Raw genomic sequence first — 25,418 nt, 5'->3', positions numbered from 1 at the left:
GCCTTGTAAACCGGTATGATAATAAGGAGGGACTGTTATTCTACTGTTCTTTTGACTGCTCCTGAACGGAGTGGGGCAGGACGGAATGCCAGTCCTTCTTTCTTATATCAGATTTCGTTTGACAGAAACATAGCTAAGTGCGGATGTTAATGTTTGAAAATCAGAATGACATAATGACAAGAAAAGAACGTTACAGATACATATTGGATTATTTCAGGACTCACAATCCCAATGTGGGAACAGAACTGGACTTTGGTTCTGCGTTCCAATTGCTTTGTGCCACGCTGCTTTCGGCTCAATGCACCGACAAGCGAATTAATGCGATAACGCCGGAATTGTTTCGCCGCTATCCTACGGCAACCGAGATGTCAAAAGCTGAACCGGCGGAGGTTTTCGAATATGTTCGATCGGTGAGCTATCCTAACTCAAAATCGAGACATTTGGTTGAGATGGCTCGGATGCTGGTTGAACATTATGACGGCGACGTGCCTGAAGATCCCAGGGAGATGATGAAATTGCCCGGGGTAGGGCGCAAGACGGCTAATGTGATACAGGCTGTGTGGTTTGGCAAGGCGGCCATGGCTGTGGACACGCATGTTTATCGTGTGTCTCATCGTTTGGGATTGGTACCTAAGACAGCCAACACTCCGCTGAAGGTGGAGGAATGGCTGATGCGTTCGATTCCGGAAGAGGATATTCCCGATGCGCATCATTGGTTGTTACTGCATGGTAGATATGTCTGCCGAAGCGTTCGCCCTCAATGCGAGAACTGCCCGTTTGATTCATTCTGCCCAAAATTGATAGATGGGAGTAAATTAAATTAGAAATTATGGAACTGAAAAAAATAATGTCTTTCCTAAAAGGTGTGACTGCAAACAATAACCGCATTTGGTTTCAGGAACACAAAGAAGAATTCCTTGCAGCAAAGGCTTCCTTTGATGACGGCGTAGAAAAAGCAATAGCTGCTATTGGCAAAATTGATCCGTCAGTATCTCACCTCACAGCCAAAGACTGTACCTATCGTTTTTACCGGGATATTCGTTTTTCTCCCGACAAATCACCTTACAAGACTCATTTTGGGGCATACATAGCTGCGCATGGCAAGAAGAAGCTTCATGCCGGCTATTATATACATGTGCAGCCCGGTCGATGTTTACTCGCAGTAGGTCCCTATTGGTTGCCTACTAACATCCTTACTTCGGTCCGTAATGAAATTATGGGTAACATAGACCAGTGGCGCAAATGTGTGGAGAATGGGGAGTTTATCAAGAATTTTGGGTATGCCAACGACTCGAAGTGGGGCAATGACCATGTTGACCCAAAGGGGTTTGGCATCGAGTGTTTGAAGCGTGCACCCAAGGATTTCCCAAGTGATTATGAGTTTATCAGATATTTGAAAATGAAAGACTATTGTGCCTGGCAGGTAGTGCCTGATGATTTTTTTGAAGGAAAGAACTGGACACAAGAAATGCTTAAAGTTTTCAAAGTTGCCAAACCCATGATGGACTTCACCAATTCTGTTATTGACGATTATGAATAATGGTTAGTGTGTAGCTTTCCACCACGCTGTCTTCTCTCTTCCTTTCAACACGACAGAGTTTCGGCTTGGGTCTGAAATGGTCAGGCCTGAGTAGCTTTTTACCTTTGTATATGGCCTGAACAGTGCGGAGTATAGCGTGTCTGTCGTTGCCGTAGCTGTTACAACTTCACTAAGTCTGGCATGGAAGTCGCTAAGCAAGATGGGTTGTGTGCACAGCTTATCAACATACTGCCCCATGTCATAGAAAATGGGAGTTTCAAAACCATCTAACACCTGAAGACTGTCTCTCATATTGTCGTCCAGAACGTTTTGCTTATTAATCTGGAGCATCACCTCGGCCAGTCTTTCTACTTTTCTGCAGTCAATGGCCGAGAGTGCGCCATACGGCGAAGTGTATGATTTATAATAGGCGTTGAAAGCATCAATCGTCTTTTTATAGGCAGGTGTGGGGGTAGCAAGAGTATGCCATACGGTCTGATACGGCACTCCGATGAGCATAACTTCAGACGTGGAGGCAATCAGAAAGTTGGTAGCACGGCGTAGTTCGTAGGCTGTCTCAACGTTGGCCATATAGCAGTCATCGAACAGAATAAATTGCATTTTAATGCCGGCTTCTTGTATGCCAGCAGCAAGGTCTTCAACATCAATGGCATTGGTCATATCGTTCAGATTGCCGAAGAATCGGGTAGGAGGTGTTGGTGTGTTGCTGCTGAAATTGGCAAACGGCGAACGCTTTCCCTGACTCCAGTTTGCGTTGCCTGGTTGTATGAAATTCATTTTAGCCTGATAGGGGTAATTTGTCCAGTCGTTTTTATATGTCCAACCACAACCGTGACATCCCACCATCATGGCATAGTTGAGTGCAAAGGCGTTGGTTTTAACTTCATTCAATATTTGAGCGATGCCAGCAGCAGTGGTGTAGTCTTTCCCGTTGTACGTCTTAATCGGACTGTGTTTGATTTTCCCGTTCTCGTATGTGACTTCGTATAAATCCGACGCAGTTTCCGATGTGCTGAGAAACACGAGCAATCTCCCGTCAAGCTTCCTGGCCTTGATGATGGCTCCCTCGATACTGTCAAGATTTTCCTTGAATATCACCTTAGAGAGGTTGTCTCCAGTCCAAGGCATAAAGACAAGAATTGTTTGTTTGTTGATTTCATTAATATCTACTGCCTCCTCGTTGTTGCACGACGAGAAACCGCATGCAACAACGATGAGCAGTACAAAGAAATGAAGATATCGCTTCATCTTATTTTTTCTTTAAGCTGGCCAGAGATTCTCTAAGTGCAGCTATTTTTTCCTCAGAATCGCTTTGTTTCTTTCGCTCGCGGGCAACAACAGCTTCCGGAGCATGAGCTACAAAGTTGTCGTTCGAAAGTTTTTTCTTGATTCCGGCAAGGAATCCTTCTAAATGTTGCAATTCCTTCTCTTGTTTTGCAATCTCTGCCTCAACATCAATCAGGTTGCCAACTGGAACAGCAAACTCGTCGGTGCCCACCATAAAGGCGCTGGCATCACCTGTCTTCTCAGTTACAACATTGATGGATCGCAGATTGGCCATCTTTGTAATAATACTGTTGTAAGCCTCAAGGTTGTTACCTCCAATGACTTGTAATTCGAGAGGCTCTTTTTGTGTAATGTTCTTTTGATTACGTACCATGCGCACTCCAGAAATCACTTGCTTCACCTTCTCAATGACATCACAAAGTTTGTGGTCTTCAGTTGTAGGTGCATTGATATTGAGTGTGGCTTTCATAATACTTTCCCCATCCTTTCGATTGTAAATATGCTGCCATAGTTCCTCTGTGATAAAAGGCATGAATGGGTGTAGCATCCTTAGCAATTCGTCGAAGAATCCGAGTGTCGCATCATAGGTTACTTGATCAATGGGGTTGCCATACTCGGGTTTGATCATCTCCAAATACCAACTGGAGAACTCGTCCCAGAACAGCCGGTACACAGTCATCAGCGCTTCAGAGATGCGATAACCCTTAAATTGCTCATTGATGTCTGCATTTACTTCCCTGAGTTTAGCAGCAAACCATGAGACAGCTAATTTGTTTTCGGTGGGCTGGGCAAGGTCGGCCGTTTCCCATCCCTGAACCAGACGGAATGCATTCCAAATCTTGTTGTTGAAGTTTCGTCCTTGCTCACAAAGACTCTCATCGAAGAGAATATCGTTACCAGCAGGTGCCGAGAGCATCATACCCATACGAACACCATCTGCACCAAATTTCTCGATTAACATCAATGGGTCTGGTGAATTACCCAAGCTCTTGCTCATCTTACGACCCAGTTTATCGCGAACTATACCTGTAAAATAAACATGCTTGAAAGGTAGTGTGTCACGGTATTCGTATCCTGCCATAATCATACGAGCCACCCAGAAGAAAATGATATCCGGTCCAGTAATTAAATCGGATGTAGGGTAATAGTATTTGATTTCTTCGTTGTCGGGATTGTTCACGCCATCAAAGACAGATATTGGCCACAACCAAGAAGAAAACCAGGTATCGAGGCAATCACTCTCTTGTTCCAAGTCTGCTGCTTGGAGTGACGGATTTTTCTTTTGGGCTTCAGCCAAGGCTTGTTCAACAGATTCTGCAACAACACAATCTCTTTTCCCATTTTCATCCTCAAAATAATAGGCTGGGATACGATGTCCCCACCAAAGTTGGCGTGAGATACACCAATCCTTGATATTCTCTAACCAGTGGCGGTAAGTGTTCTTGTATTTCTTGGGATAGAATTCGATATCATCATCCATCACAGGAGCCAATGCTATGTCGGCAAAGTGTTGCATCTTAAGGAACCACTGCGTGGAAAGTTTGGGTTCGATAGGCACCTTGGTACGCTCAGAAAATCCAACTTTATTGTCATAGTCTTCAATCTGTTCCATGAGACCTGACGACTGTAAATCTTTCGCAATCAGGTTCCTAACATCCATACGGTCTTGCCCTATATAGATGCCGGCTGCCTCAGAGATTGTACCGTTGTCATTGAAAATATCTATGGTTTGCAGTCCGTGTTTCAAGCCAAGTGCATGGTCATTGATATCGTGTGCCGGAGTAACTTTCAGACACCCTGTACCAAATTCTATATCAACATAAGTATCTTCGATGACAGGAATGGTACGATTGACCAAAGGCACGATGACACGTTTACCATGCAGCCAAGTGTTTTTGACATCCTCAGGATTAATACACATGGCCGTATCTCCCATGATCGTTTCGGGTCGTGTCGTAGCAACTACGGCATAGTATCCCTTGTCATCTTGGTGCATCACGTTGCCTTCATCCTGACGTGCTACACTTGCCTGATCTTCAGGACAGACATAATATTTGAGATAGTATAGTTTAGAATGTTCATCCTTATAGATCACTTCTTCATCGGAAAGCGCGGTCTGAGCTTGCGGATCCCAGTTTACCATACGGACACCACGGTAGATCAACCCCTTGTTGTATAGATCTACGAATACTTTTATAACGCTTTTTGAGCGAATTTCGTCCATCGTGAATGCCGTACGATCCCAGTCGCAGGAGCATCCTAATTTGCGGAGCTGCTTCAATATGATACCACCATGCTCGTGGGTCCAGTCCCATGCATGTTCTAAAAATTCTTCACGACTCAGGTCGGACTTTTTGATGCCTTGTTCGGCAAGCTTGTTGACAACCTTTGCCTCAGTTGCGATGGAGGCGTGGTCGGTGCCTGGCACCCAACAGGCATTCTTGCCTTCCATTCGTGCGCGTCGCACCAAGATGTCTTGTATGGTGTTGTTCAGCATGTGTCCCATGTGAAGTACGCCAGTAACGTTTGGTGGTGGGATGACGACTGTATATGGCTCGCGATTGTCTGGCTTAGAGCTAAACAACTTGTTATTCAACCAATACTCATACCATTTCGACTCCACCTCTTTGGGATCATACTTGCTTGCTAATTCCATTTAAATATATATTATTATACCTTATAAATGCTATAAAAACTTTGCAAATTTACTAATTTCCCATCTAAAATAAGTAACTTTGCATCAAAAAGATAGAAAAGTGCACACACGAGAAGAGATATTAGCAGCTTTCGGTCGATTGTTGGATGTGCAACATCGTCTACGAAAGGAATGTCCGTGGGACAGGAAACAGACCTTTGAAAGTCTCAGGGCAAACACTATTGAAGAAGTGTTTGAGCTTGCCGATGCCTTGATAAAGAAGGATTATCATGAGATAATGAAGGAATTGGGCGACGTGTTGGAGCACGTCATGTTCTATTCGATCATAGGCAAAGAAGACGGAAAATTTGATATCGCCGATGTGTGTAACCAAGAGGCAGACAAGTTAATGTTTCGACACCCTTTTATTAATTGGAGCATAGATGAGGGAGAGTGGGGTATTGAGAATGAGCCGTTCCATGTCGTCAACCCGGATATGAAACTGAATGCTAAAGGACAGGTGACCTACAAGACCGAAGAATCCTCACTTAATGATAATCCGGAATCGGATGTAGAAGTAGAGCAAACCTGGGAGCGCGTCAAGCAAAAGGAAAAAGATGGCAACAGCAGTGTGCTGAGTGGGGTGCCACAATCATTGCCTTCGATCATTAAAGCATATCGTATTCAGGATAAAGCCCGTAATGTGGGCTTTGACTGGGAGAAGAAAGAAGACGTATGGGACAAGGTATATGAAGAACTCCAAGAACTGAAAACGGAACTCTCAAGGAAAGACCGGAAGAATTCAGAGAAAGAATTTGGAGATTTTCTTTTCAGTCTTATCAATGCTGCGCGTCTCTATCATCTCAACCCTGACAACGCCTTGGAATATACCAATCGTAAATTCATCTCACGCTTTGAATATCTTGAAAGAAAAGCAAAAGCATGTGGAAAAGAGTTGGCTGATATGACCTTGGACGAAATGGATAAATTTTGGAACGAAGCGAAAGAATTAGAAACTCAAAACGAATAGATATGAAAAAGATGTGTTTTTTGACGAAAGCAGCGTGTGTTTCATCGTTGTTTTTAACACTGTTTGTCATCGCTGGATGTCATCCCAACTCAACAAAGTCGGAAAGTCATGGGACAGACTCAACTTCGGTAGATTCATCTACGGCAGACTCCACGGTATATGGTACGTGTGGAGAAGGTACGGCCATGCACTCTTTGGAACTTATCACAGATGCCGGAGACACTTTGCAATACATCATAGCTGAAAACAAAGAAGGTCGCCAAGATGTCCAAGGAGGCTTGTTGGTTGGTGATCGGCTTGCCGTTATTGAGGGTGAAAGTATGGACGGAGACCGGATGGCCAAGAAGGTGGTCAACCTTACCACTCTTTTGGGCAAATGGATGAGTCTTGACAAGAATTTTGAAATACTTGAAGGTGGAGTTGTCAAGTCACACCTCAAGGCCGAGACGAAGCCTTGGACCAAATGGAAAATTCTGAACGGGCAATTGCTTCTTAACACAGATACCTTTGAAATTAACGAGTTGAACAAGGACTCTTTGTATTTGGAAAACAAGCAAGGGATATTCACGTATAAGAGACCTCTGTGATTTTCAGCGTGAGTTAGAGACAATGGAGTCATTTAAAGTATATATTCTGGGATGTGGCAGCGCGCTTCCTACACTGAGGCATTCTGCCTCTTCCCAGGTTGTGGAGATTCGGGGGAAGTTTTTTATGATAGATTGCGGTGAAGGAACCCAAATGCAGTTGCGTCGTACGCATGTGGGTTTCACCAAGATACAAGCAATCCTTATATCGCATCTTCATGGTGACCATTGCTTTGGACTCATCGGTTTAATTTCCACTTTTGGCATGCTGGGCCGCACGGCACCGCTACATATATATGCTCCAAAGTCTCTGGAACCTATGCTTGACTCTATGGTTCAGATGTTTTGTCCCAATTTGGAATATTCCATAACGTTTCATGCTGTTGATACAAGTCAGCAGTCTGTCATATATGAAGACCGGAGCATGACGATAGAGGCCATTCCCCTGGAACACCGAATACCTTGTTGTGGATATTTATTCCGCGAAAAACCAACTCTACCACATATCCGTAGGGATATGATCGACTACTATCATATCCCCATAAGCCAGATAAATAATATCAAGCAGGGTGCAGACTGGACAACAGCGGAAGGTGAGAGAATTCCCCACGAAAAACTTACCAATCCCTCAGCCCCACCTCGTAGCTATGCATATTGTAGTGACACGCAATACATGCCAGAATTGCACAAAATGGTGAAGGGCGTGGATTTGCTATATCATGAATCTACCTATGATAGCTCCTTAGCCGACCGTGCCAGACTGTATCATCATTCGACATCTGTAGAGGCCGCAACCGTCGCACGGGAGGCTCATGCCGGCAAACTCTTACTGGGACACTACAGTGCGCGCTACCAAAACGAAGAGGGATTGTTGAAGGAGGCACAGGAGATTTTCCCTAACACCATTCTCTCTAACGAAGGATTAGTTATAGACGTATAGACAAAATTATTGCCATCACATTTTCTAAGATTTTTATATAGCTACCCAGCAATAACAAATTGTTTTCCTTAGGCAATTTTTGAGGAATACAAACTGAAACCATGTAGAAGCCAAGAACAAACAAGGCGTGAGTCCGCTTGAAGTTTGAAACCGTATATTCACTCACTTTAGGCTTTCTATTGACAAGGTTGTTCTTATTTCTGTCTTCATTTTTGAAAATTTAGAATAGGTTAATGATTTTGACAAAATGCTTTTTCATTCTCGCTTATTTGAAAATCAGTTTGCCTTCGCTCGAAATACGTAAAATATGCGGAGCTTTGCAAACGCTTGATCGTCAGCGGTTTCAAAATACCAGCCCTTTCCCTCCTATCTTTATGCCCGCGATAGAGTATCGAACGGTATGACGAAAAGGCCTCAATCGTCGTGCGATTGAACTTCTTCCGAGCAACCACTAAGGTCTAACCGCACGATGAAAAGACCTCCATCGCAACAACTCTACACATTTTTATCATGCTTGTCTCGATTATGCCGAAAAAAGATGGCGTTTTTCTCTCTAAATGGATCGAAAAAAAAGTATCGAAAACAAGTATTTATATTTTACAATTTTGAAAGGACGTATACTCAAGTCAATACCATCATAACAATAAGTCATGGGTATCATCCTATCATTATAGGAAAGAACCATAGCCTTGGCGAACGTTGTGTAGAAATATTTTTTAATAAAAACAGACAAAAAATCTTGTTTAAAACATTTTTCTGTTTAAATTTGCAAACAAAACAAATCAAAAGCTACAGAACCATAAATATTTCGTCTCTTTACAGTCCATTTGGAACACGAAGTGTCCCATTGGATTCTAATGGGAAAGCTATCTAATGGAATAGATAATACAGTAATCTACAAACAATTATAAACTAAAAACAACATTTATGTATCTAACAAGAAAAAGAGCCGCTACGGCTTTATGTGTGGTTTTGTTTTCTTCGCCTGTTTTCGCACAGCAAAAACAAATCACAGGCAATGTCAAGGATGCTACGGGCGAGCCTATGATAGGCGTCACAATCCTGGCTAATGGACAACCGGCAGCTGTGACCGACATCGACGGTAATTTCACGGTCAAGAATGCCAACCCATCCACTAAGCTTACAATCAGTTACATTGGCTTTCGGGAGCAAAGTGTAACCGTTGGTAACCGTTCCAGTTTTGATATCCAGATGATTGCCGATAATCAACAACTCGACGAAGTCGTCGTTGTGGGATATGGTACTATGAAAAAGAAAGATCTCACGGGCTCTGTTGCCAGCGTGAAATCTACTGATCTCGCACAGGTAGCTGCGCCCAATGCCCTTCAGGCCATGCAGGCCAAAATTCCTGGCATCGACCTTCAAGAGTCAGATGGCCAGGCTGGTGGAAATATCAAGATGAAACTTCGCGGCAACCGATCATTGCTTGCCAGCAATAACCCCCTGATTCTTGTAGATGGTGTGGAATATGGTTCAAAACTTGACATTCCGGCAACCGATATTGAATCTATAGACGTTTTGAAAGATGCTGCATCCACGGCCATATATGGTACGAAAGGAGCTAATGGTGTGATCATTGTTACAACCAAACGTGGTAGGGCAGGACAAACCAAGGTAAATTTCAATGCTTTTCTCTCTTTCAATAGTCCCACGGGAATTACAAAGCCTTTGTATGGGGATAAAGAGGTGCAACGCCTAATCGATGCCAAGGACTATAATAACATGTTGAAGACTGGCAATTGGACGGCTGAAGCCCGCACCACTACAGCCGAGAATGTTCTTGAAGGCGAAAAATTGGATGATGGAACGTCGACACTCGACATTTACAAGGACAAATCGTACACCGACTGGCTCGACCTCATCATGGATAACAGTGTCTCTCAAAACTACGAAGCCTCTGTGCAAGGTGGTGGTGAGAAGACCAATTTCAACTTATCTTTAGCCAGTATGACCGACAATGGCATGATGAAATATGACAAGTTCCATCGTTACACAGGCCGTACAAATATTGATCATCGCATTAATAAGATAGTCAAGGTGGGTACAAGTCTCACCTATACCTACCGAAACAACGACCGGCGAAGTGGAGGAGTGTACAGCCAAGCCCAGAAGATGACCTCGATTACACATGCTTACCTCAAGGATGGATCCATCAATAAGCAACCCAACCCATGGTATGCAGCCCACTGTTCGCCACTGCTCGACGAGGATGGTAATTTCCAGCGTAACACGGAGACTTCACGTTTCTTTGGTAGCGCTTACATAGAACTCACGCCGATCAAGTCACTTCTGTTCAAGTCTCAATTCACCCTCGACCGATCTACCTCGCGCGATGGTCTGTATCAGGACTATGAGAGTCAAGGACGCTATCAGTCACCGAGTACCACCTTCATTCGTAACGACCGATCAACCAATACCAAATATGTATGGCAAAATGTGGCAAGTTATTCGATGAATGTGGCTAAGAAAAACGATTTTACCTTCATGCTTGGTCATGAAATGACCCAGATGGTGGGTGAATCCTCTGGTATTTCAGGAGATGCGGGCAAGGAACACTACCGCAAGGGGTCGTTCTACGATGTCTCTAAGATTATCTCGCCAACCACGTCTTCATCTTATGTTAAAGATAACATGGTGTCATTCTTCGGTCGTGTCAACTATGCCTATGACTCAAGGTATCTGTTCCAGGCTTCACTTCGTGCCGATGGCTCTTCAGTTTTGGCCAAAGGTCACAAGTGGGGATACTTCCCCTCTGTCAGTGCGGGTTGGCGTATTTCTGATGAAGCATTCATGCAGGATGCTAAGTCGTGGCTCGACAACTTGAAATTCCGTGTGTCCTGGGGTGTTTCAGGCAACTCTGCCATCAGTGAATATATGACGCTTGCCACCATTTCGTCCATCGTTAAAGGCTCTACAGAGAAAGCTCCGATGACCATGGCCAATGAGGATCTGACTTGGGAAAAAACATCGTCGCTCGACTTCGGGCTTGACTACTCTATCCTCAATAGTCGTGTTTTTGGTAGCATCGATTACTACTCAAGCCATACAACAGACCTGCTTTACTACAAAACCGCACCGGCCTCCAATGTTTATGTGAGTCAAATAGCCAATGTTGGCAAGACCCGTGGGCACGGATTGGAACTTTCCCTCGGTGCAGTCCCCGTGTTGTACAAAGACTTCCGTTGGGAACTCAGTGCGTCTGCCACATTTGCCCGCGATTATGTTGATGAACTTTCGGAGGGCATTGAAAAGTATCTTAAGGACGACGGTCGTTCTATTCTTAAATTGGATGAACCAGTTTCTGCCATCTATGCATACGAAACCAACAAATGTTGGAATGTTGGAGAATTTGATAAGTATGTTGAAGACAACTATACGAAGCAGGGTAAAACATTCAGCAAGCCGTACGCAGACTATGGTAACCCTGGTACACCAAAGATAGTGGATCAAGATGGAGATGGCATGATCGATGAAAGTGATAAAATCATTTATAACCTTTCTCCAACATCTATTCTTGGTCTGAACACCACATTTTCATACAAGGATCTCTCGTTGACTGTACAAATGATGGCTCGTCTGGGAGGCTACATGTATTATGAGGGCTATGGCCTCTATACCTATGACGGTTCTAACTGGGGCGATCTCGACTATTGGACTCCTGAAAATACGGGTGCTGAAATGCCTACACCGGGTGGAAAGGGTACAAGTGCCATCAGCTACAAAGATGCTCTTTGTATGCAGAAAGCCGACTATTTCAAGATCAAGGATATTACTTTGGCTTATCAACTGCCCAAGACCCTGCTACGCAAGGCATTCATGAGCAATGCTCGCGTGTATTGCTCCATGAGAAATTATTTTACTTTCAGTCAATTCAACAACTATGACCCGGAACGTGGCGGTAGCGTTTCTTTCCCATTGCGCAAACAAGTTGTTGTTGGCATTAACTTAACATTCTAACCGAAAGACTATCATTATGAAAAAGATATTAAGCTTATCATTTGCTGTTTTGGCTTTTGGCCTGACAACAACCTCTTGTTCCGACTATTTGGAAGAAGATAACAAGACAGGCGAAACGGCCGATTTGGCTTACAATACCGTCACGGGTATCGATGGACTGGTATACTCAGCGTATTCATACACTCGTGGCTGGTGGGGTAAGGAGCCTGCCTTAGGACTCTCGGAAATGGGGTCTGACCTTTTCTATTATGGATATGATAACAAGCAGAAGTCGCTTTGTAGCTATGATATGACTGCTGAGAGTTTTGGTTTCGACTCCAAGTCGGGTACGGCGGCTGTGAACAATAACCCATGTTTAGATCAATATTGGGAATTATTCTATGCTGGTATCGATGTATGTAATAACACGTTGAAATATGTATCTCAATGTTCGGTCATTAATGATGCCAAGAAAACAGCCTACGAGGGTGATGCCCTTTTCCTCCGTGCGCTGTATTATTCTCAGATGGTTGCCTTGTGGGGACCTATCCCTTACAACGACAAACCCATCACCAACGAGAACTACGGTACTACTCCTGTTCGCCAACCTGAGCCAATTGTCTACAAGCATATATTAGATGACCTGAAGCTTGCCATGGAAAAATATAAGACTGCGGGCATTATGACACAGGCTGATGCCACAGGGGCAGGACGAGCCTATTACTATTCTGCTAAGGCCCTTTATGCTCGAGTGGCTCTCTATGCAGCATCATGGCTTGGGGAATCAAGCGTAGAAGGCTATGGAAACCTTTACACAGAGGCACTTAATGCAGCCAACGATGTTATCAACAGTTCAGGTGCTTCGTTCTATAGTCGGTATTCTGACACATGGAATATGAAGAATGAGGAGAACAACAAGGAAAGCCTGTTTAGTGTTCATTATAACAATGTACTTTCGGCTGGTTTTGATAACTGTGTTCCCTATCGTTTCAGTGTTGATGCCAATGGCAATCACAACCAGTTCAACTCCTTGCTTACGCGCAAGGGCTACAATTCTAATGGCGGCAATGCAGGGTTGCTGATGTTTGTTCCGATGTGGAATAACGGAGCAACGGACCTTGGCGGAAACGGCACGAAGAATACTCAAGTGTTTGTGCGCTGCACCAAGCCAAGCAATGCAAGCATTACCAGTGCCAAAACGGGTAAAGGGGTTGACATTGCCAAATACTACTCTCCATACGGGCGTGGTTTTACACGCTATTTGCCATCTTTGTATCTATGGACTATTCTTGATGAGGTGAAGGAAACCGACCAACGGTACAATGGTACCATAATTACAAGTTACCGCATACCTGAAGAGCTGTCAAAAAATGCCAAAAACTATCCGGACATGAGTGACCAGCCGTTTGTGGACTATGAAAAGGCTTACGCTGTTGATGGCAACTATTTCAATGGTGGTGGAGCAGCTATCCGCTTCAGCCTTCTTGACGGGAATTCTCCAGAGGGTAAGGCATTGCAAGCCGAGGCAAAAAACAAATACAGACTACAGTTTGCAAGTGGTGGCGATATCCCCGTTTACACATCCATGGATCCGGCAACTGCCAAACCTACGGAGTTAGCCAAACCCAAATCCGATGTGTATGGTGACACGCGCTACAACACCTATAAAATTGGTGGTTGGTGTTCATTCCCAGGAATCAAGAAGTTTCTTGACGACCAATATGATCCCGAATATCCCACATACGACATCTCATACCGTGACTTTATGGTATTGCGATTGGCTGAAATGTATCTTATCAAAGCTGAGGCAGAGATGAAAACCGGTGCTAACAGCGCGTCTTTGGCCACGCTCAACAAATTGCGCACCGCTCGTGCCATTGCCGGCAAGGACAACACGTTGAACGGCACTGTAACCATAGAGACGATTTTGAAGGAGCGTGCACTTGAACTGTGTGGTGAGTACCAGCGATGGTTTGATCTGAAGCGTACTCATAAACTCATCGATCACGTGAAGTCTTACAATGCACAATCTTCAGACAACATTGCACTCAAGCACTATTATCGACCAATTCCACTTTACGAATTGGAGGCCGTGACAAACCTCTCGGGCGAGTCGTATAAGCAAAATGCTGATGGGGTGTTACAATATAATAATGTCTCAGATAAAATGTGGCAGAATCCGGGCTATTAATCATGCGATCTAAATCAGAAACGTAATAACAAGGGGTGTCTTAGGAAGTCTAAGACACTCTTTTTGTAGGTCTCACATGCTTTCCTTACACGACATAAAAAGCGTCCTTCCCGTTATTGGGAAAGACGCTTCATATTTTTTCTCACGTTAGAAGTGAGAATTGTGATTGAATCGTAAAGCTTTAGCCTTTGATGGCTGCTACACCCGGAAGGGTTTTTCCTTCGATGGCCTCAAGCATCGCTCCACCACCGGTAGAGACGTATGAAACCTGATCAGCCAGGCCAAACTTGTTGACAGCAGCCACAGAGTCGCCACCACCTACAAGTGAGAATGCGCCGTTCTTCTGAGTTGCCTCGGCAACATACTTGGCAATCTCACCAGTGCCGTGGGCGAAGTTTTCCAACTCGAACACGCCAACTGGCCCGTTCCAAAGAATTGTTTTAGAGCTGAGAATAATCTTCTTCCATGCTTCCAAACTTTCTTCACTTGCATCCATGCCTTCCCACTCATCAGGAATCTGGTCGATTGGGAATACCTTGCGTTCTGTGTCGTTTGAGAAATCCTTTCCACAAAGCGTAGCCACAGAAAGTGAAAGGTTTACGCCTTTCTCTTTGGCAACAGCCATCACGTTGAGAGCTTCTGGCATCAACTCATCTTCGTGGAGTGACTTGCCGATCTTGCCACCCTGAGCTTTAATAAAGGTATAACCCATACCTCCACCAATAATCAGGTTGTCAACCTTGTCAAGCAAGTTCTTGATTACGCCAAGCTTAGAACTAACTTTGGAACCTCCAATGATAGCAGTGAAAGGGTGCTGGGCATTTTTCAATACATTGTCGATTGCCGTAACTTCTTTCTCCATCAAGAAACCAAGCATCTTGGAATCAGCATCAAAGAAATCAGCAATAACAGCAGTGGAAGCGTGCTTGCGATGAGCTGTGCCGAATGCATCGTTTACATAAACGTCTGCGTATGAGGCCAGCTTTTTAGCAAACTTCTTCTGTGACTCCTTCAAAGTCTTTTTGGCTTCTTCATATTCGGGAGTGCCCTTTTCAACTCCAGATGGTTTGCCCTCTTCCTCTGGATAGAATCGGAGATTCTCGAGCAGCAAAGCTTCTCCCATCTTCAGGTTAGCAGCTTCGGTCTCTGCATTGCCACAATCTTTAGCAAACTTAACTTCCACGCCAAGAGCTTTCGAAATGTTGTCAGTAATCTGGCTTAAGCTTAATTTCTCATTAACCTTACCTTTAGGCTTACCCATGTGACTCATCATAATAACGGCACCGCCATCAGCAAGTATTTTTTTCAGAGTGGGAAGGGCACCACGAATACGAGTGTCGTCTGTTACATGACCATTTTCGTCCAATGGCACATTGAAATCTACGCGAACGATAGCCTTCTTACCGGCAAAGTTAAATTGTTCGATTGTCATTTTTTCTTTATTTTAAAGTTATCAATTGATCCATGCTGTAATGATGCAAAGATAAGCAATTTATGGGACAACATGGAAAGCGCATTGTTGTTTTTTGTTATTTTCGCACAATAACTAACTATTTGTCATGCAGATGTAGCAAAATGTTTGAGTCAAACAATAAGCTATTCTTCTTCATATTCCGTGAGATCTTTGATGCCGGCATCCTTGAGTGCTGCAATACGTTCAAGGCAAGTGCCACATTTGCCGCAGTGCCTTTCACCGCCTTTATAACAACTCCAAGTTTCGGTATAATCCAGTCCCAGCGCTTTGCCACGACAGGCAATGTCACCTTTGGTGATATCGGTGTAAGGAGCAAGAATCTTTATCCCAGGAAAAGTCCCGGTTTGGGTTGCCTTTGACATGGCACGAATAAATTCTGGACGGCAATCGGGATATATGATGTGGTCGCCAGAATGATTAGCCATCATAATATATTTTAGATTTTGACTTTCGGCCATGCCGGCTGCAATGCTTAGCATAATACCATTGCGGAAGGGTACCACAGTAGACTTCATGCCAACCTCGTTGTAGTCTCCCTCTGGAATAGCATCCGCTCCTTCAAGCAGGCTTGACTTAAAATATCTGGACATAAAATCCAAAGGAATGATGATGTGGGGGATTCCGAGTCGTTTGCAATGCATCTCTGCATACGGAATTTCTCTTGCATTGTGATTGCTTCCATAATCGAACGAAAGCCCCAAGGCAATACGATCTTGAAACTCGTAGAGCATGGTAATTGAATCCATACCACCGCTTACGATAATTATAGCGTCACGTTTGTTTGCTGAAGAAGACACATCAAGTCCCTTGAGGGGAGTGGAGGACTTACATTGATTAGTATTGTCAATCATATAACTTTATTATATAGCAATATCAATATTGAATGTTTGATTTAGTACATCGGCATAATTTCGCTGAGGTGGATATTTGGGTATTTATCCGAAAAGATATCTCAATGCCCCTTCTACTTTTTTCACAGGATGAAGCTCTATGTTGTATTTCGTGGCATTGAGATTTTTCACATTGTGCGAAGGTAAGATGATATGGTTGAAGCCAAGTTTTTCGGCCTCGGCAATGCGTTGCTCTACACGGCTCACAGGGCGTACCTCGCCGCTCAGACCTACCTCGCCACACATACACCAGCCTGACTCCACAGGTGTGTCGACATTACTGGAAAGTACGGCGGCTATCACACTGAGATCCATGGCCATATCAGTTACCCGCAATCCGCCGGCTATGTTGAGGAAAACATCTTTTTGCATGAGTTTGAATCCAACGCGCTTCTCTAATACGGCAAGTAACATGTTCAGTCGTCGCTGGTCGAAACCTGTAGCCGAACGCTGGGGAGTGCCGTAAGCCGCCGATGATACAAGAGCCTGCGTTTCTACAAGGAAGGGCCGGACACCCTCTATAGCCGAACTGATAGCTACACCCGACAGTCCGTCGTGGTCTTCGGTGAGCAGCAATTCTGAAGGGTTAGAAACCTGTCGCAGTCCGTTTTGCCGCATTTCGTATATACCCAGTTCCGATGTGCTTCCAAAGCGATTCTTTATGCTACGTAGAATGCGATACATGTAATGCTGGTCTCCTTCAAACTGAATCACCGTATCTACAATATGTTCCAGAATTTTAGGACCGGCCAGTGTGCCTTCCTTGTTGATGTGACCAATGAGGACAACTGGAACGCCACTGGTTTTGGCAAAGCGGAGTAGGGCAGAGGCACATTCGCGCACCTGTGTCACGCTTCCCGGCGATGAGTCGACCGTTTCAGTGGAAATGGTCTGGACAGAGTCGATGATGAGTAGTTCGGGCATTACCTCCTGAATATGTCCAAAGATGTTTTCCAACGAGGTTTCGCACAATACAAAGATAGACTCGGGATTGACTGGGTTCAGGCGTTCGGCTCGCATTTTGATTTGATGTGCGCTTTCCTCTCCGCTCACATAGAGAATGCGCCGTTCAGTCATTGAGAGAATGGTCTGGAGGGTAAGCGTCGATTTGCCAATGCCTGGCTCTCCACCCAGTAGAATGATGCTTCCCGGCACGATACCACCACCCAGCACTCTGTTAAACTCGGCGTCATGGGTGTCAATTCGAGGTTCATCTTTGGAAGATATGTCATGTAGTCGAAGGGGCTTGTTTTGGGAGTCGAGGTGAAGATGTGGATGCTTGTCACCGTGTCGAATTGTCATGGCCGCACTCTTGGCTGCGCTTGTGCCCGAAGTGTTGGCAACTTTTATCTCCTTGAACGATGCCCATTCGCCACATGCGGGACACTTGCCCAGCCATTTAGACGAGTCATACCCACAATTACTGCAAACATACATCGTCTTGTCTTTTGCCATATTTGTTAGGATTAAAAATTTAAAGGAGTTCTCTATTGATTGACCCTACAATTCAGTTCGAGTTGTTTTCTTACCTGTAGTTTAAGGGATTCGGGAAGCAGGCATCGACCATTATCCTTCCCTGCATATCCGCAAGTTCGTAGAACTCCCTGCTGTTATTCTTTGCAAAAGTAATCTTTTTTTCCAGTATTTGCAAAATATAATTATTATCTTTGCAATCAAATGAACCGACTGTTGTTATATATAATGACGCTCGTAACGCTTCTTGTTTTTTTAGGCTGCGGACAATCATACGAGCAAAAACAGGCTCTCACGCGGAAACAACACCGCGAGACGGCACGGAGAGACTCGGCAGCGCTGAAGATTGCCACTACACCGACGATGGACTGCCTTCCACTGTTCATTGCCATGGAAGACAGTCTATTTCAGAAAGGAGGTGTCGACGTGCATCTTCGTACAAGAAAATCTCAATTAGACGGAGACACTCTAATAGCGGGCGCCCATGTTGAAGGATTTGTAACAGATCTTATTCGTGCCGAACGACTCAGGAAAGGTGGCATTGCGCTGCGCTACGTAGCAGCCACCAACAGCTATTGGCAATTTATATCTAACCGTCTGGCTCGTGTTAAAGAGCTTAAACAGATGTCAGACAAGATGGTTGCTATAACACGCTACTCAGCCACCGATTATTTGGCAGGCCTTGCTATAGACAGTGTCAAACCTAAGTTTGACGTTTATCGTGTACAGATAAATGATGTGGATATTCGCTTAAAAATGCTTCTGAACAACGAGATGGATGCATCATTATTAACTGAACCACAGGCAACTTCAGCACGTCTGTTCAAACACATAGTTTTGATGGATAGCCGAGACAAGGATATTCGTTTGGGAGTGTTGGCCTTTAGAGAAAAAGCTTTAAAGGACAAGAATCGTCAGGCACAGCTCGACTCTTTTGTCAAAGTTTACAATCAGATTTGTGATTCGATCAATAAGTACGGGGTAGTCCACTATCACGGCATTATCAAAAAATACATGCATGTCGATGACAGAACCATAAAAGCTTTGCCAAAACTGCAATTTCAACATGCAGTCCCACCGCGCAAAAAAGATGTGGCACGTGCGAAACGGTACTGGAACTAATTTTTAATCTGTTGCCGTTACTTTCTTCATCCTTATTATTCTCCATTATGAATAACTTTCAGCAACCGTCCGACTGGACATCCCAACTTCAACAACTCCGACAAATACAACAGAGCATCACAGGGTCTGGATATTTAGGTAAGGCCATAGCAGGCATACGGGCGTTTTTGACCAACTTTCAGTTTGATTCGTTGGGTAGCAGGCTTGAAGAAATAGAGAAGAACTACCTATTGATGTGCGAATTTCTGAAGAAAGGATACCAGGACGATAAGCGTGAGGAACTGTATAATAGTCTGTTAGGGAAACTCTATGTGCTCTTACGCGACATTGAACTGGACTACCGCAAAGCATACGACCCGTCAGTTATCAAATATACTCCTGCTAAATCTGCCGTGCAATTAGACGTTGAAGAAATTAGACATAAACTGGAGGCTTTCGTCTCTGACGTTGCTATGGCATCCCTCGAACCGGAGGATATCAGAAAAACGAAGTTAATCGACTTGTACTCTGCTCATCACCAATACATCCAAACAGTTTTTAACTCACTGCTTTTATCTCATCATTGGACACACGATATTGGTATGAATATGGCTCGGATGCTGGTATCCCCAACCATCGATTCCAAAGACGCACGGCTCTTGATTTCTGCAGTCATGTTGGGGGCAATGATTTCGGGCGATCCGGAACGTATGCTCACCATGATTTACATCCACCAACATGCACAGGACGTGTATCTCAAGCAACGTGCCTTGGTAGGATGGGTATTTGCGCTTGATAGTCTGAGTCTTTCCATGTTCCCACAGGTTTATGAGCACATTCAGGAGTTCTTGAACGATAAGTCTATAAAAAGAGAACTCTATGAGTTGCAAATACAAATGGTGTATTGCCGCAATGCCAAGCGTGATAACGAGAAGTTACAGAGAGATATTATGCCGACCTTGCTGCGAAATCAAAGTTTTGAAATCGATGGCTTTGAGATTAGGGAAAAAGAAGAAAATACGATCGAGGATATTCTGAATCCCGATGCCGCAGACCAGAAGATGGAGGAGATGGAGAAAAGCATTCGAAAGATGATGGATATGCGCGACCAAGGTGTAGATATTTATTTCGGAGGCTTCTCGCAGATGAAGCGATTTTCATTCTTCTACACGCTTCCCAACTGGTTCATACCCTTCTCGACGGATCATCCACACTTGCAGCATCTGGCTCCTGACTTCCTTCATTCCAATATGGTTGAGACCATTTTGAAGAGTGGGTCGTTTTGCGACTCCGACAAGTACAGTTTTGTGCTGGGTATGGCAAAAGTTTATAATAACATTCCTGCTAACATCAAGGAAATGCTCAATTCCGGCAATGTGGCCATGATGGGAATGGGAGAGGAGCAAATAAACACACAAGACTCAAGTTACATTCGTCGGATGTATCTCCAGGATCTCTATCGTTTCTTCTCACTATGCGATGCGCATGCCATGTTCGATAATCCTTTCGAGAGTCCAAGATTTCTGTTTATGACCAATGAAGTGTTCAGAAAGCAGATGGGCAAGGAAGCTCGAAATATCCAGAAGTTTTTGTTGAAGAAAAAAATGTATTCTTCTCTTTCACAGATGTTTTACTCATACAAAGAAGCTAACAACATCGAAGATATGCGTATGGAAGCTGGTCTCAAGATGCGTGCACATAAATACATCGAAGCGCAGGCCATCTATGCCCAACTGTGCGACGTTTCTCCCGATGACCAACGGGCAATAATGGGCTATGCCCAAGCCAGTTTCTATGTGGAAGATTACGCTGAGGCTGCTCGGCTCTACAAGCAGCTTTTATATCAGTATCCCGACAACCGAAGCATTGCGCTCAACTTGGCCATATCACAAATCAACTCCGACAATGCAGAAGAAGGCATGAAGTTACTTTTCCGGCTCGATTATGAAAATGAGAAGGATATAAACGTGAAACGGGCCTTGGCATGGGGACATCTTTGGTTAAAGAACATTGATCAGGCAGACGAACTTTACCAGAGCATTCTGGCCAATAAGATGTGCGATGCTTCTGATTTCCTCAATGCTGGCTATTGCAATTGGTTTGCGGGTAGGGTAGACATGGCCATCACACTAATTAAACAGTCCATCGCCACATCCGAAAACGTTGTGGAATCAACCGATGACCTGATGCGTCAATTTGAAAAAGACCTGCCGCTGTTAGTCAAATACGGTGTGAAAGACACCGATCGGAAGATGGTAGCAGAAATGGTTATGGGGTAACCAAGCTGGACTTGGGAACGTATAAGCCGACACGTTTCGGATAGTTACAAAATATTGGCCATGTTTATTTGGTTCTTGGACGAACTGTCTAATCTTGGTTAGAGTTGTCAAACAAATTGTTGGCTTCGTCAATTTCGTCCTCATCAAACCATTTGCTCAATTTGTTGTGTGCCTTGGCCTTGACTTCTTCAGACACCTCCCCCCATACCTTATGCAACACATAGATAAGCACGGCCAGGTCATCGCCCAGTCCGGCAATGGGAATAGCATCGGGTACCACATCGAGTGGACTGATGAGATAACCCAAGGCACCAATGATTATTGCCTTGTCTTTCACCGACACTTTGTCACTTTCCAGTGTGTAGAAAAGTATAAGAGCTGCATAAACAAATTTGGCACCGGCACGTTTAGCTATCCGAGAGATTTTCTCAACAAATCCGTTGGATGTAAATTTGTCTTTGTATTTCATGAAGTCCTGAAGTTCTATTTTACGCATGACATTCAAATATTTAATCTTGTTTGTTGTTATGATAATTTATCACGGCATCAACATATGCCACCACATCAGGGTTAGAGTCTTTGTGCCGCTGAAGGTTTCTTCTCTTCATGACAACCCTTATGCCTTTAATAATCAATGATAACGCAACTCCAACAACAATGCCCACCAACAGCGTAAGCGTTTCGTTTTTCCAAGGTAGGAGTTGTATAGGGAAAGCACTGAGAACAATAACAGGAACCAAGGCAATGATGCCATAGACAGTCTGTTGTGAGCGTTGTGAACCCTCACTGTCAAGAATGGCTTGGTAGTTAAACAGATAATCATCTAACAGCTCTCGGTTAACACCAAAACTCTCCATCTCTGGAAAGTCAGATTCCTCTCGGTGCAGTTCTATAAGCTTGTTCACCTGATGTTCATAGTCGTTTAATATGTTGGGGTGTAACTCTTTCATTATATATTTAATAACTTCCAAATGGATGATGTTCGGTAAAAAAGCAAGACAGTGTCCCTATAAGCCGGGTTCTGTATCCTCCCCGAAGAAAGGAGCCCATCATTTATCTAATTTGCAAGTCACCCTGCAACTCAAGCGTTCTACCCTCCGTCGTTGCGCGAGCATCGGGCGGGCAACCCTTATTACGACGGTATACATGAACTTGCAGCCCCCAGACGGCACGGCATGGCGGTCACCCGTCACCCGGTAGTCTCTTACACCACCTTCTCACCCTTACCACCCACAAGGAGTGGCGGTTATTTTCTTCTACCTTCACCTACTGTCACCAATAGCTTCTACTTTCAGAAGTGGGGCACCCTGTGCTGCCCGGACTTTCCTCTCGCATCTCCTTGGATGCCAGCGATGGTGCCGGGGCACTGTATTGCTGTCTGCAAAAATAATAATTATATCCATAATAAACAAAAAAGCAACCAATATTTTGTACTTCTTAATTGGAATTAGCGCTAAGCATCGCAATCCTCTCATTAAAAGTTTGTAAAATAAATCGCTTCACAACTTAAGAGCCGTTAAGTGTTAAAATCAAAGTGTTAAAATCGAATAAAAAGATACGACAAAATGACACAAAGAGGATTTTTGCGCCTATATTTGCAATGTTTATTTTGAACTGATGCTGACAGCTTTCATCAATTACTTTCATGAAGACAGGCAGCGTTGAGTAACAGCAAAATTGATAAACACTAAATTATAAAACAAACGTATGAAAAAGTTTTCCAGTTATCTGCTAGCAGGCATTTGTATTGTTGCCTTAGCATTTTCTGCCGGCTCGTTTATTAGAGTTAATGCCATGACCAACGAGGTGGCTCAGTCGGGTGTGCCGGTGGACTTGACCAATGCAGCCGATAAGGCGCTTCCCGCAGTTGTACATATTAAATATGTGCAGAATTCCAAAACACAGACTATTGAAGTGGAGAGCGACCCGTTCTCCGATTTCTTCTCCGACCCATTTGGGTTCTTTGGCAACCCGCAGGGCAACGGAGGCAAGCAGCGCCGACAGGTACGCACCCCCAAACGTGAGGCTACCGGTTCTGGCGTGCTCATCAGTTCGGACGGATATATTGTGACCAATAATCATGTAGTGAATGGTGCTGACGAACTTACCGTGACACTTGAGGACAACCGAGAGTTCAATGCCCGTATTATAGGTGTTGACCCCACTACTGACCTTGCTCTTATCAAGATAGATGGCAAGAACCTGCCAACCCTTCCTATCGGCGATTCTGATAAAATCAAAGTAGGAGAGTGGGTAATTGCCGTTGGCAATCCATTCGGACTGAATAATACAGTGACTGCTGGTATTGTAAGCGCCAAAGGACGTTCGCTCTATCAGAATGGTGTGGAGAGTTTTATACAGACCGACGCAGCCATCAACCGCGGCAATTCCGGTGGTGCCCTTGTTAACACCAAGGGAGAACTTATCGGTATCAATGCCATGCTCTATTCTGAGACGGGTTCTTACGCGGGTTATGGCTTTGCCATCCCCACCAGTATTATGAACAAGGTAGTGGCCGATATCAAGAAGTATGGCACGGTACAACGTGCGTTCTTGGGTATTAAGGGCAGCGACTTGTTGAAATATATTGATAATCAAAAGAGAAACGACAAGGATGTGCCCGACTTTGGAACGAATGAAGGCGTTTATGTCGCTGAGGTTGAAAACAATGGTGCCGGTGCTGAGGCTGGCCTTAAGGAAGGCGATGTTGTTACGACAGTCGATGGCAGAAGAGTTTCTAAGATGTCGGATCTCCAAGAGATTATGAATGGGAAACGTCCGGGTGACAAAGCTACTATTAACTGGTTACGCGACAAGAAGAAGATGAGTAAGACTGTGACGTTGAAGAATCAGCAGGGTAACACCAAGGTGATGAAGACAGCAGATCTCGACGTTCTTGGTGCAAAGGTGATGCCGGTAGACAACAACCTGAAGAAGCAGCTTGGTATCAACTACGGTCTTCAGGTGAAAGATGTGAAAAATGGAGCATTCAAGGATGGCGGTATTGGAAATGGATTTATCATTATCAGTGCTAACGATAGACCCATGAAAGAAATCTCTGATCTCCAGAATGCAGTGAAAGAGGCTTCTCTGAGTAAGAATCCTGTGCTCTTTATTACAGGTATGTGGCCGTCTGGCAAGACCGATTACAAGGCTATTAAAGTGGCTGAGTAACACAAATTTATCATGAGTATTCCAACAGAATAAAAGAGCTATATATCACAATATTTGAACATCCGTGTAAGGCCCAACATCTGCTGACAATTAGCACAGCCAATGTTCGGGAATGCCCTTTACATCAAGATAGAAACCGTTTCAGCATACAATCAAAATGCTGAAACGGTTTTTTTAACTAATATAGGATGTTATCTTTGCTTCCACCTTTACGAAGTAGTGCTCAGCTGATATTTAATGGGGGAGCTAAAGGCTTAGTAGGTATTTTCTTTTGGGGGATACTGTAGGTCCTTGCGATTGTGGTAACCATGTAATTGCAAATAGGAGTAAAAACAGGAAGATATGATGTAGGCATAAAAGTTCATACGTGTAAATTTCTACTGCACTCAGACAATTCCTGAATCCGGTGAAGTAGTCTTTATTTATTCGCTGCTCCTCCTTCATCACACCTCACACTTCCCTCTCCTTTCTTCACTCTTCACTCTTCCCTCTCCTTTCTTCACTCTTCACTCTTCCCTCCTCATTCTTTATTTTATAAAATATAATTACTGTTTTTTGATCATTATTTTCGAGTCATCCAGAGCAAAAAGGGCTAATTTTTTTTGTCAAAACCAAGTCGAGTATTCCCAAAAATCATAAGAAGGCTGCGATTGGTGCTTTCTCATAGCATGCTTAGGCCTTATCGGCAGCGCGGAAGAGCCTCACACACACTGCGATTGAAGCCTTATCATCATGCCGTTCGATACTCAATCGCAGGCCACAAAATAGGAGATCAAAGGCTGTTTTCTCAAAGACACTGACTGTCAGTCATTTACAAACTACCGCAGATTTTGCGTATTTTGGACGAAGGCAAACTTATTTTT

At 44.2% G+C, this 25,418-nt stretch carries 17 protein-coding genes and 1 other RNA gene; 10 read left to right on the top strand and 8 right to left on the bottom strand.

All coding sequences use genetic code 11. The features are described 5' to 3' along the window. Positions 1-173 precede the first annotated feature (173 nt). Complete coding sequence (gene nth, locus HMPREF0645_RS06505) at positions 174-824, top strand: endonuclease III (RefSeq protein WP_044123445.1); 651 nt, start codon at positions 174-176, stop codon at positions 822-824. 5 nt (positions 825-829) lie between these two features. Then, positions 830-1,540, top strand: coding sequence for a DUF2461 domain-containing protein (locus tag HMPREF0645_RS06500; RefSeq protein WP_007174127.1), 711 nt, complete (start codon positions 830-832; stop codon positions 1,538-1,540). Between the two features lie 3 nt (positions 1,541-1,543). On the opposite strand, the gene HMPREF0645_RS06495 is transcribed toward HMPREF0645_RS06500, so the two are convergent. After that, positions 1,544-2,788, bottom strand: a complete 1,245-nt coding sequence (locus HMPREF0645_RS06495; protein WP_007174126.1) for a clostripain-related cysteine peptidase — start codon at positions 2,786-2,788, stop codon at positions 1,544-1,546. 1 nt (position 2,789) lies between these two features. Then, positions 2,790-5,483: a valine--tRNA ligase gene (locus tag HMPREF0645_RS06490; RefSeq protein ID WP_007174125.1), complete on the bottom strand. Its 2,694-nt coding sequence runs from the start codon at positions 5,481-5,483 to the stop codon at positions 2,790-2,792. Between the two features lie 100 nt (positions 5,484-5,583). Here HMPREF0645_RS06490 and mazG point away from each other — a divergent pair, with 100 nt between their 5' ends. The 5 genes from mazG to HMPREF0645_RS06460 all read left to right on the top strand — a co-directional run bounded on the left by mazG (position 5,584) and on the right by HMPREF0645_RS06460 (position 14,164). Further along, positions 5,584-6,492, top strand: coding sequence for a nucleoside triphosphate pyrophosphohydrolase (mazG, locus tag HMPREF0645_RS06485; RefSeq protein ID WP_044123347.1), 909 nt, complete (start codon positions 5,584-5,586; stop codon positions 6,490-6,492). Between the two features lie 2 nt (positions 6,493-6,494). Then, a complete protein-coding gene (locus tag HMPREF0645_RS06480) occupies positions 6,495-7,079 on the top strand; it encodes a lipocalin-like domain-containing protein (protein WP_044123346.1) in 585 nt (194 codons plus the stop codon). Positions 7,080-7,101: 22 nt separating this feature from the next. After that, the gene (locus HMPREF0645_RS06475; RefSeq protein ID WP_007174122.1) at positions 7,102-8,016 is read left to right on the top strand and encodes a ribonuclease Z; all 915 of its coding nucleotides are present in this window, start codon (positions 7,102-7,104) and stop codon (positions 8,014-8,016) included. Positions 8,017-8,943: 927 nt separating this feature from the next. Beyond that, positions 8,944-11,994 (top strand): SusC/RagA family TonB-linked outer membrane protein, encoded by a 3,051-nt coding sequence (locus HMPREF0645_RS06465; RefSeq protein ID WP_007174120.1) that lies wholly within the window; start codon positions 8,944-8,946, stop codon positions 11,992-11,994. A 16-nt stretch (positions 11,995-12,010) separates the two neighbouring features. Then, positions 12,011-14,164 carry a RagB/SusD family nutrient uptake outer membrane protein gene (locus HMPREF0645_RS06460; protein ID WP_007174119.1) on the top strand — a complete coding sequence of 718 codons (2,154 nt, stop codon included), beginning with the start codon at positions 12,011-12,013 and terminating at the stop codon, positions 14,162-14,164. 181 nt (positions 14,165-14,345) lie between these two features. On the opposite strand, the gene HMPREF0645_RS06455 is transcribed toward HMPREF0645_RS06460, so the two are convergent. The 3 genes from HMPREF0645_RS06455 to radA form a co-directional block, all read right to left on the bottom strand. Next, complete coding sequence (locus HMPREF0645_RS06455) at positions 14,346-15,596, bottom strand: phosphoglycerate kinase (RefSeq protein ID WP_007174118.1); 1,251 nt, start codon at positions 15,594-15,596, stop codon at positions 14,346-14,348. Between the two features lie 164 nt (positions 15,597-15,760). Next, on the bottom strand, positions 15,761-16,489 hold the full coding sequence (queC, locus tag HMPREF0645_RS06450) for a 7-cyano-7-deazaguanine synthase QueC (RefSeq protein WP_007174116.1): 729 nt from the start codon (positions 16,487-16,489) through the stop codon (positions 15,761-15,763). Between the two features lie 84 nt (positions 16,490-16,573). Further along, a complete protein-coding gene (radA, locus tag HMPREF0645_RS06445) occupies positions 16,574-17,983 on the bottom strand; it encodes a DNA repair protein RadA (RefSeq protein WP_007174115.1) in 1,410 nt (469 codons plus the stop codon). Positions 17,984-18,205: 222 nt separating this feature from the next. On the opposite strand from radA, the gene HMPREF0645_RS06440 reads away from it, so the two are divergent. Both HMPREF0645_RS06440 and HMPREF0645_RS06435 read left to right on the top strand, forming a co-directional pair. Continuing rightward, positions 18,206-19,123 carry an ABC transporter substrate-binding protein gene (locus HMPREF0645_RS06440; protein ID WP_007174113.1) on the top strand — a complete coding sequence of 306 codons (918 nt, stop codon included), beginning with the start codon at positions 18,206-18,208 and terminating at the stop codon, positions 19,121-19,123. Positions 19,124-19,170: 47 nt separating this feature from the next. Further along, the gene (locus tag HMPREF0645_RS06435) at positions 19,171-21,381 is read left to right on the top strand and encodes a tetratricopeptide repeat protein (RefSeq protein WP_007174112.1); all 2,211 of its coding nucleotides are present in this window, start codon (positions 19,171-19,173) and stop codon (positions 21,379-21,381) included. Between the two features lie 88 nt (positions 21,382-21,469). Here the strand turns inward: HMPREF0645_RS06435 and HMPREF0645_RS06430 are convergent, their stop codons facing one another. From HMPREF0645_RS06430 to rnpB, 3 genes are all read right to left on the bottom strand, one after another. Continuing rightward, positions 21,470-21,877, bottom strand: coding sequence for a YkvA family protein (locus tag HMPREF0645_RS06430; RefSeq protein ID WP_007174111.1), 408 nt, complete (start codon positions 21,875-21,877; stop codon positions 21,470-21,472). 13 nt (positions 21,878-21,890) lie between these two features. Then, the gene (locus HMPREF0645_RS06425; protein ID WP_007174110.1) at positions 21,891-22,331 is read right to left on the bottom strand and encodes a hypothetical protein; all 441 of its coding nucleotides are present in this window, start codon (positions 22,329-22,331) and stop codon (positions 21,891-21,893) included. Positions 22,332-22,375: 44 nt separating this feature from the next. After that, positions 22,376-22,751: RNase P RNA component class A (rnpB, locus tag HMPREF0645_RS12995), an RNA gene on the bottom strand. A 337-nt stretch (positions 22,752-23,088) separates the two neighbouring features. Here rnpB and HMPREF0645_RS06420 point away from each other — a divergent pair. Beyond that, positions 23,089-24,555 carry a Do family serine endopeptidase gene (locus tag HMPREF0645_RS06420; RefSeq protein ID WP_007174109.1) on the top strand — a complete coding sequence of 489 codons (1,467 nt, stop codon included), beginning with the start codon at positions 23,089-23,091 and terminating at the stop codon, positions 24,553-24,555. Positions 24,556-25,418: the final 863 nt, after the last annotated feature.

The organism is Hallella bergensis DSM 17361 (genome assembly GCF_000160535.1).
Taxonomy (GTDB): Bacteria; Bacteroidota; Bacteroidia; order Bacteroidales; family Bacteroidaceae; genus Prevotella; species Prevotella bergensis.
The sequence above is the reverse complement of the archived record's forward strand: the minus strand, read 5'-3'. Positions and strand labels throughout refer to the sequence as shown.

Coding starts and splice junctions, on each gene's coding strand:
- nth (WP_044123445.1), top strand. CDS start 174: ATGACAAGAAAAGAACGTTACAGATACATATTGGATTATTTCAGGACT.
- HMPREF0645_RS06500 (WP_007174127.1), top strand. CDS start 830: ATGGAACTGAAAAAAATAATGTCTTTCCTAAAAGGTGTGACTGCAAAC.
- HMPREF0645_RS06495 (WP_007174126.1), bottom strand. CDS start 2,788: ATGAAGCGATATCTTCATTTCTTTGTACTGCTCATCGTTGTTGCATGC.
- HMPREF0645_RS06490 (WP_007174125.1), bottom strand. CDS start 5,483: ATGGAATTAGCAAGCAAGTATGATCCCAAAGAGGTGGAGTCGAAATGG.
- HMPREF0645_RS06480 (WP_044123346.1), top strand. CDS start 6,495: ATGAAAAAGATGTGTTTTTTGACGAAAGCAGCGTGTGTTTCATCGTTG.
- HMPREF0645_RS06475 (WP_007174122.1), top strand. CDS start 7,102: ATGGAGTCATTTAAAGTATATATTCTGGGATGTGGCAGCGCGCTTCCT.
- HMPREF0645_RS06465 (WP_007174120.1), top strand. CDS start 8,944: ATGTATCTAACAAGAAAAAGAGCCGCTACGGCTTTATGTGTGGTTTTG.
- HMPREF0645_RS06460 (WP_007174119.1), top strand. CDS start 12,011: ATGAAAAAGATATTAAGCTTATCATTTGCTGTTTTGGCTTTTGGCCTG.
- HMPREF0645_RS06455 (WP_007174118.1), bottom strand. CDS start 15,596: ATGACAATCGAACAATTTAACTTTGCCGGTAAGAAGGCTATCGTTCGC.
- queC (WP_007174116.1), bottom strand. CDS start 16,489: ATGATTGACAATACTAATCAATGTAAGTCCTCCACTCCCCTCAAGGGA.
- radA (WP_007174115.1), bottom strand. CDS start 17,983: ATGGCAAAAGACAAGACGATGTATGTTTGCAGTAATTGTGGGTATGAC.
- HMPREF0645_RS06440 (WP_007174113.1), top strand. CDS start 18,206: ATGAACCGACTGTTGTTATATATAATGACGCTCGTAACGCTTCTTGTT.
- HMPREF0645_RS06435 (WP_007174112.1), top strand. CDS start 19,171: ATGAATAACTTTCAGCAACCGTCCGACTGGACATCCCAACTTCAACAA.
- HMPREF0645_RS06430 (WP_007174111.1), bottom strand. CDS start 21,877: ATGCGTAAAATAGAACTTCAGGACTTCATGAAATACAAAGACAAATTT.
- HMPREF0645_RS06425 (WP_007174110.1), bottom strand. CDS start 22,331: ATGAAAGAGTTACACCCCAACATATTAAACGACTATGAACATCAGGTG.
- HMPREF0645_RS06420 (WP_007174109.1), top strand. CDS start 23,089: ATGAAAAAGTTTTCCAGTTATCTGCTAGCAGGCATTTGTATTGTTGCC.